This window comes from Streptomyces sp. NPDC054840 (assembly GCF_053611065.1).
The window spans coordinates 1-6546 of the sequence record NZ_JBSGZP010000425.1 but is presented as its reverse complement, the minus strand read 5'-3'; the positions used below and the strand labels follow the sequence as shown (position 1 = coordinate 6546).

Sequence of the window (6546 nt, the reverse complement as noted above, 5' to 3'; positions counted from 1 at the left end):
CCTCCGGGGCGGTCGAGGGGAACCGGGTCGCGGAGCCGCCGCCCGGTGAGATCGCGGCGGAACCCGCGAAATGGCACGCGGCCAGCCGCGCCGAGGCACCGTAGGGGCCGAGCTCGGGCCTTTCGCCCGAGCAGCGCGCCCGCCGCTCGTCCGGGCCGGCGGCGGCCACGGGGCAGCGCGGGGCGAAGGCGCAGCCGGGGGCGGGTGCGAGCAGGGAGGGCGGGGAGCCGGGGATGAAGGGCAGCGGGACGTCGTCGGCGGTGTCGAGGCGGGGCAGCGAGTCGAGCAGGCCCCGGGTGTAGGGGTGGGCGGGGTCGGCGAACAGGTCGTCGGCCGGGGCCTGTTCGGCGGCGCGGCCGCCGTACATGACGAGCACCTCGTGGGCGACGCGGGCGACGACGCCCAGGTCGTGGGTGATCATCACGACGCCGAGGCCGCGCTCCTGCTGGAGCCGGGCGATCAGTTCCAGGATCTGCGCCTGCACGGTGACGTCCAGGGCGGTGGTCGGCTCGTCGGCGATCAGCAGGTCGGGCTCGCAGGCCAGGGCCATGGCGATCATGGCGCGCTGGCGCATGCCGCCGGAGAACTGGTGCGGGTACTCCCCGGCGCGGCGGGCCGGTTCCGGGATGCCGACCTCGCCGAGCATGTCGACGGCGCGTTTGCGGGCGGCGGCCCGGCCGGCCTTGAAGTGCACCCGGAAGTGCTCGGCGATCTGCTCGCCGACCGTGTAGTAGGGATGCAGGCTGGAGAGCGGGTCCTGGAAGATCATGGCCATCCGGCGGCCTCGGACCTTGGACAGTTCCCGTTCCGGGAGCCCGGTCAGCTCCCGACCGGCGAGGGCCACCGAGCCGCTGACCTCGACCGGGCCGCGGTGCAGGCCCATGAGGGCGAGCGAGGTGACGGACTTGCCGGAGCCGGACTCGCCGACGATGCCGAGGGTGCGTCCGGCCTCGACCGTGAAACCGATCGAGTCGACGGCCCGTACGGGCCCGCGCTCGGTGGTGAAGGTGACGCGCAGGTCGCGTACGTCGAGGAGCGGAGCGGCGGTGTCGGCTGCCATCAGTACCTCACTCTCGGGTCGATGACGGCGTACAGGAGGTCGACGAGGAGGTTGGCGACGACGATGAAGAAGGCGGCGAGCAGGGTGACGCCGAGGACCACGGGCTGGTCGGAGTTGACCAGGGCACCGTAGAAAAGCCTCCCGATGCCGGGGAGTCCGAAGATGGACTCGGTGATGACGGCTCCGGCGAGCAGTCCGCCGAGGTCCATGCCGAAGATGGTGAGGATCGGGGTCATACCGGAGCGCAGGCCGTGTTTGACGACGACCGTGCGCTCGGGCATGCCCTTGGCGCGGGCGGTGCGGATGTACGGCTCGGCCATCGCCTCGATCATCGAGCCGCGGCTCTGGCGCGCGTACATGGCTGCGTAGAGCAGGGCGAGGGCGATCCAGGGCAGAGCCAGGTTGGAGGCCCAGGCGAGCGGGTTGTCACCGAAGGCCTGGTAGGTGGGGTACGGCAGGAGACCGGCGACGCGGATGACGCCGTAGATGAGCATCACGGAGGTGAAGTACACGGGCAGGGAGGCGGCGGCGACGGCGCCGACCATCAGGGCCTTGTCGGTGGCGGTGTCCTTGCGCAGGGCGGCGGTGACCCCGGCGCCGAGGCCGAGGAGCAGCCACAGCACGGAGGCGCCGACGGCGAGGGAGGCGGAGACCGGGAGCCGGTCCATCAGCAGGTCCCACACGGGCAGCGAGTTCTCGTAGCTGTAGCCCAGGCACGGGAAATCGCAGTCGACGGCGTACTGGCCGGTGCCCAGGGTGCGGCCGGTGAAGATGCCGGTGAGGAAGTCGGTGAACTGCCGCCACAGGGGCTGGTCGAGGCCCAGGTACGTGCGTACGTCGGCCAGGCGTTCGGCGCTGCAGGTCTTGCCGCAGGCGGCCGCGGCCGGGTCGGCGGGCAGGACGTAGAAGATGAGGAAGGTGACGGCGGCGATGGCGAGGAGCACGCCCGCGAGGGCGAGCAGCCGGCGGGCGAAGTAGAGGATCAACTGCGGCCGCCCCTCGGGTCGAGGATGTCGCGCAGGGCGTCGCCGAGCAGGGTGAAGGCGAGCACGGCGAGGAAGAGGAAGACGCTGGGGATGACGAAGTACATGGGGTCGGTCTCGTAGTAGGCCACGGACTCGGCGATCATCTGGCCCCAGGAGGGGGTGGGCGGGCGGACGCCGACGCCCAGGTAGCTGAGGGCGGCCTCGGTGCTGATCATTCCGGGGATCAGCAGGGTGGTGTAGGCGATGACGGGGCCGGAGACGCCCGGGAGGATGTCGCGGGTCAGGATCCGCCAGGGGCCGGAGCCGCCGACGCGGGCGGCGTCGACGTACTCGCGGTGTTTGAGGGAGAGGGTCTGGCCGCGGACCACGCGGGCGACGCCGGGCCAGCCGAAGACCCCGATGACGGTGGTCATGAGCACGATCCGGTTGACGTCCTTGGCCACGGACAGCATCGCGATCATGAAGATCAGCGAGGGGAAGGACATGGTCAGGTCCATGAGCCGGGACAGGATCGTGTCGGTGCGGCCGCCGAAGTAGCCGGCGGCGATCCCGGCGGCGGTACCGGTGACCACCACGATGGCGGTGGCGGCGAAGGCGATCAGGAGGGAGACCTGTGCGCCGTTGATCACGCGGGCGAACAGGTCGCGGCCGGTGACGGGTTCGACTCCGAGCCAGTGCTCGGGGCTGATCCCGCCGAGGGCGCCGAGCGGCTGGCCCCCGAGGTAGGGGTCGATGGCGGTCTTGTCGAACTCGTTCGGGGACCAGCCGCCGAGGGCGCCCAGCCAGGGTGCGGTGACGGCCGTCAGGACGAAGAGGAGGACGACGCAGAGGCTGACCCGGACGGCGGGCCGGCGGCGGAGTTCCCGCCGGGCGAGCTGCCAGGGACTGCTGCCGGGTGCTGTCGTGGGGTGGACCGTCGCGGCTCCGGGGGCTGCGTCCGGGCCAGGGGCCGGTGCGCCGCCGAGGGCCCGTGCGGCACCTGGGGCCCGGGGGCCGTCGGTGCCAGGGCCGTCAGGGCTGTCAGGGCTGTCAGGGCTGTCAGGGTCGAGGGGTGCCCGGTCGTCCGGGACCGGTGCGGTGGTGGTCATGGGGTCGCAGGCCTCCGGCTTCCTCAGCCCTGGCTCTTCGCGGGGTCCTTGAGGCCGACGGTCCCGTAGTCGATGGTGCCCGTCCACACGGGGTGCCCGAAGGCGCCGGCGATGTTGGTGCCGACGAGCAGCGGCTTGCGCTCCAGGAGGAGCGGGACGTTCGGGGACTTGGCCATCAGGGCGGCGTCGAGGTCGATCCAGGCCTGATTGGCCTCCTTGGCGTCGGCCATGGCGTTGATCTCGTCGATCCGCTTGATGGTCGCCTCGTCGCGGAACTGGCTGTAGTTGCCCTGGTTGCCCTTGTCCTTGATGGTGCGTCCGTCGAAGACGAACGGGATCCAGGTGGAGCCGGAGGGGTAGTCGGGGCACCAGCCGGTGAGGGTCATGTCGGGGGTGGTGGAGAGGTCGCCGATGACGTCGTAGTAGGCGCCCGGGTCGACGGTGTCGATGACGACCTCGACGCCGGCGCGGGACAGGCCCTGCTGGATGGCCTCCGCCTTGCCCTTGTCGCCGGTGGAGACCGAGAGGGACACCTTGAGGGTCTCCTTGCCGGCGGCCTTGAGGAGTTCCTTGGCCTTGGCCGGGTCGCCGGCCGGGGCGATCTTCAGGACGTCGGCCTGCTTGCCGCCGGAGAGGGCCGGGGGCAGGTAGGCGGTGGCGATCTCGTTGAGGGCCGGGCCGCCGCCCGCGGTGATGACGGCCTCCTTGTCGACGGCGTACTGCATGGCCTCGCGGACCTTCGGGTCGTCGAAGGGGGCGCGGGAGTTGTTCAGGTGGAGCATTTCCGTGCAGCCCTGGGACTCGGCGAGCAGCCGGGCCTTGACCTCCGGCTTGGGCAGCACCTTGGGGGCGCTCTCGGGGCGCATGTCGGCGTACTGGACGGTGGAGGCGTCGGCGCCCTCCCCGGCGATGATCCGGTCGTCGATCTGGCCGCCCTTGAGGCCCATGACGACCACGAACTTGTCGGGGTATGCCTTGCGGACGGTGTCGGTGCCCGGGTCCCAGTGCTCGTTGCGGACGAGGACCAGCTTCTTGTCGCGGTCGTACGACTCGATCTTGTACGGGCCGGAGGAGAACGGGCGGGCGTCGTACTGGGTGCCCTTCTCCTGGGACCGGGGCACGGGGGCGAAGGTCGGCAGGGTGGCGGTCGCGGAGAACTCGGCCACCGGGCGCTTCAGTTCGAAGACGATCGTGCGGTCGTCGGGCGTCTTCACGGAGTCCAGGTGTTGGCCCTGGAGCGGACCCTTGTAGCCCTCGGTCCCGGCCAGGTACTGGGCGGCGTAGTCGGGGCCGCCGGTGAGGTCGGGGCTGAAGGAGCGCTCGACGTTGTACTTGATGTCCTGGGCCTTGACCGGGCTGCCGTCCTCGTACTTCACGCCCTCCTTGAGGGTGAAGGTCCAGGTGCGGCCGCCGTTGGAGGAGGTGCCGAGGTCGGTGGCGAGATCGGGGACCAGCTCGCTGCCGGCCTTGCCGGGCTCGGCCTTGAAGGTGACGAGCGTGCGGTAGAGCAGCCGGGTGCCGAAGTCCATGGTCGGCATCGTCCAGTTGCGGGCGGGGTCGAGGTGCGCGAAGTCCTGGTTGGACAGGACGGTGAGGGTGCCGCCCTTGACCGGGGTACCGCCGAGGATCTTGCCGTCGTTGGCGGCGGCGGGGTTGGGGCCCCCCGAGCCGGCCGAGCCCTTCTTGGTGCCGGAGCAGCCCGAGGCGCCGAGTGCGAGAGCTGCCACCAGGGCGGTGGCGAGGGCGAGTTGGGTGCGCTTGGTCATGGTCACTCCAGTGAAGGGCCGCGCTCTAGGATGTGACCGGTAACATAGTAATGTGAAATTGCACTGACAAGGGGTTGGTGCCGCCGTTACCCAGCCGTGTCCAAAACGGTCGGGCGGCCGCCCCCAGCCCCGGCTAACAATCAACGGCGGCCGCGCCGCCGCCTGTTGATCGCCCCGGCCCCGCGCCGGCCTACTGGACGCCCGAGCCCAGGCCCCCCGGAACGCGGCCGACCGGTTCGTCGCGGCCCTGGGCCCAGAGGGAGCGCACGTGGCCGAGGTGGCGGAGCATGCACTCCTGCGCCGCTTCGGCGTCACCGCTCAGCATCAGGTCGAGCAGCTCGATGTGCTCCTCCGCCGAGGAGACCAGCTTGCCGGCCTCGTCCAGGCCGGTCAGGCCGTAGAGCCGGGACCGCTTGCGCAGGTCGCCGACCGTCTCCACCAGCCGGTCGTTGCCCGCGAGGGCCAGCAGGGAGAGGTGGAAGCGGCGGTCGGCCTCCAGGTAGCCGATGAGGTTGTGCTCGCGCGCGCTGGTGACGATCTCCTCGGCGACGGGGCGCAGCGCCTCCAGCTGCTCGGCGGTGGCGATCTTCGTGATCCGGCCGATGGTCGGTACCTCGATCATCGTGCGCAGTTCGGTGAACTGGTCCAGGTCGCGCTCGCTGACCTCGGTGATCCGGAAGCCCTTGTTGCGGACCGGCTCGACCAGTCCCTCCCGGGCCAGGTCGAGCATGGCCTCGCGGACGGGTGTGGCCGAGACGCCGAGTTCAGCCGCGAGGCCCGGTGCGGAGTAGACGCTCCCGGGGCGCAGCTCACCCGCTATCAGCGCGGCTCGCAGGGCGTGGCCGACCTGGTCGCGGAGGCGTTCCTGGGCCTTGATGAGACTGTGCTGCTTCAGGTCACCCATTGCATTTCCTCCGAGACCCCCGTACACCACCGACGAGGAGAGGAACAGCGTACAATGTCACGTTGCGCTGTTCACACTCCGGCGGCCTCGTACAGCGCGACCGCCACAGCGAGATCTTCCCAGGCCATGCCCACACTCTTGAAGAGCTGTGGACAACTCCGCGGCCCGCCCGCCGGGACCCGACCGCCCACCAGGTCGGCGAGGGTGCCGGTGATATGGCCGGGTCCGATGGCGCCGTCGGCCTCCGGGACGAGGAGGTCCCCCGCCTCGCGCAGGGCCGCCGCCCGGGACTCCACGTACACCGCCGCCCGTCGCACAAGGGCGGTGTCCGTCTCCCGGGCCGTCGGCTCGTGCGAGCCGACGGCGACGACGGCGGCGCCCGGCCCGACCAGACGCCCGTCGAAGAGCGGTTCCCGCGCCGTGGTGCAGCAGATCACCAGATCGGCGCCGGCCACCTCGTTCGGGGTGCCGGTCCGCGCGGCCGGGCCCAGGGTGCGGGCGTGTGCGGCGAGCTCCTCCGCGCGCCCGCGGTCACGGGCGACCACCACGACCTCGGCCAACTCCCGTACGGACAGGGTTGCTTCCAGATGGCCGTACGCCTGCGGCCCAGAGCCGAAGAGCACCAGGCGCAGCGGGCGCCCGGCGGGCGCCAGGTGGCGCAGCGCCAGGGCGGAGACCGCGGGGGTGCGCAGGGTGGTCAGCGCCGCGCCGTCGAGCAGGGCCAGCGGGCGCAGGGTGGGCC

The 6546-nt window shown here is 71.6% G+C and carries 6 protein-coding genes; all 6 read right to left on the bottom strand.

Features of this window, described 5'->3' with window-relative positions; genetic code table 11:
* Positions 1-1060: ABC transporter ATP-binding protein (locus ACWGIU_RS25815; protein ID WP_453709561.1), on the bottom strand; the 1060-nt coding region annotated here is incomplete at its 3' end.
* Positions 1060-2046, bottom strand: coding sequence for an ABC transporter permease (locus tag ACWGIU_RS25810; RefSeq protein WP_453709559.1), 987 nt, complete (start codon positions 2044-2046; stop codon positions 1060-1062). The genes ACWGIU_RS25810 and ACWGIU_RS25815, both read right to left, overlap by 1 nt.
* Positions 2043-3134, bottom strand: coding sequence for an ABC transporter permease (locus ACWGIU_RS25805; RefSeq protein ID WP_453709557.1), 1092 nt, complete (start codon positions 3132-3134; stop codon positions 2043-2045). Before ACWGIU_RS25805 ends, ACWGIU_RS25810 begins: the two co-directional genes overlap by 4 nt.
* Positions 3135-3157: 23 nt before the next feature.
* Complete coding sequence (locus ACWGIU_RS25800; protein ID WP_453709555.1) at positions 3158-4900, bottom strand: ABC transporter substrate-binding protein; 1743 nt, start codon at positions 4898-4900, stop codon at positions 3158-3160.
* A gap of 190 nt (positions 4901-5090) precedes the next feature.
* The gene (locus tag ACWGIU_RS25795; RefSeq protein WP_030760795.1) at positions 5091-5804 is read right to left on the bottom strand and encodes a GntR family transcriptional regulator; all 714 of its coding nucleotides are present in this window, start codon (positions 5802-5804) and stop codon (positions 5091-5093) included.
* A 71-nt stretch (positions 5805-5875) separates the two neighbouring features.
* On the bottom strand, positions 5876-6546 hold a 671-nt coding region (locus ACWGIU_RS25790; RefSeq protein WP_453709553.1), incomplete at its 5' end, for an ornithine cyclodeaminase family protein.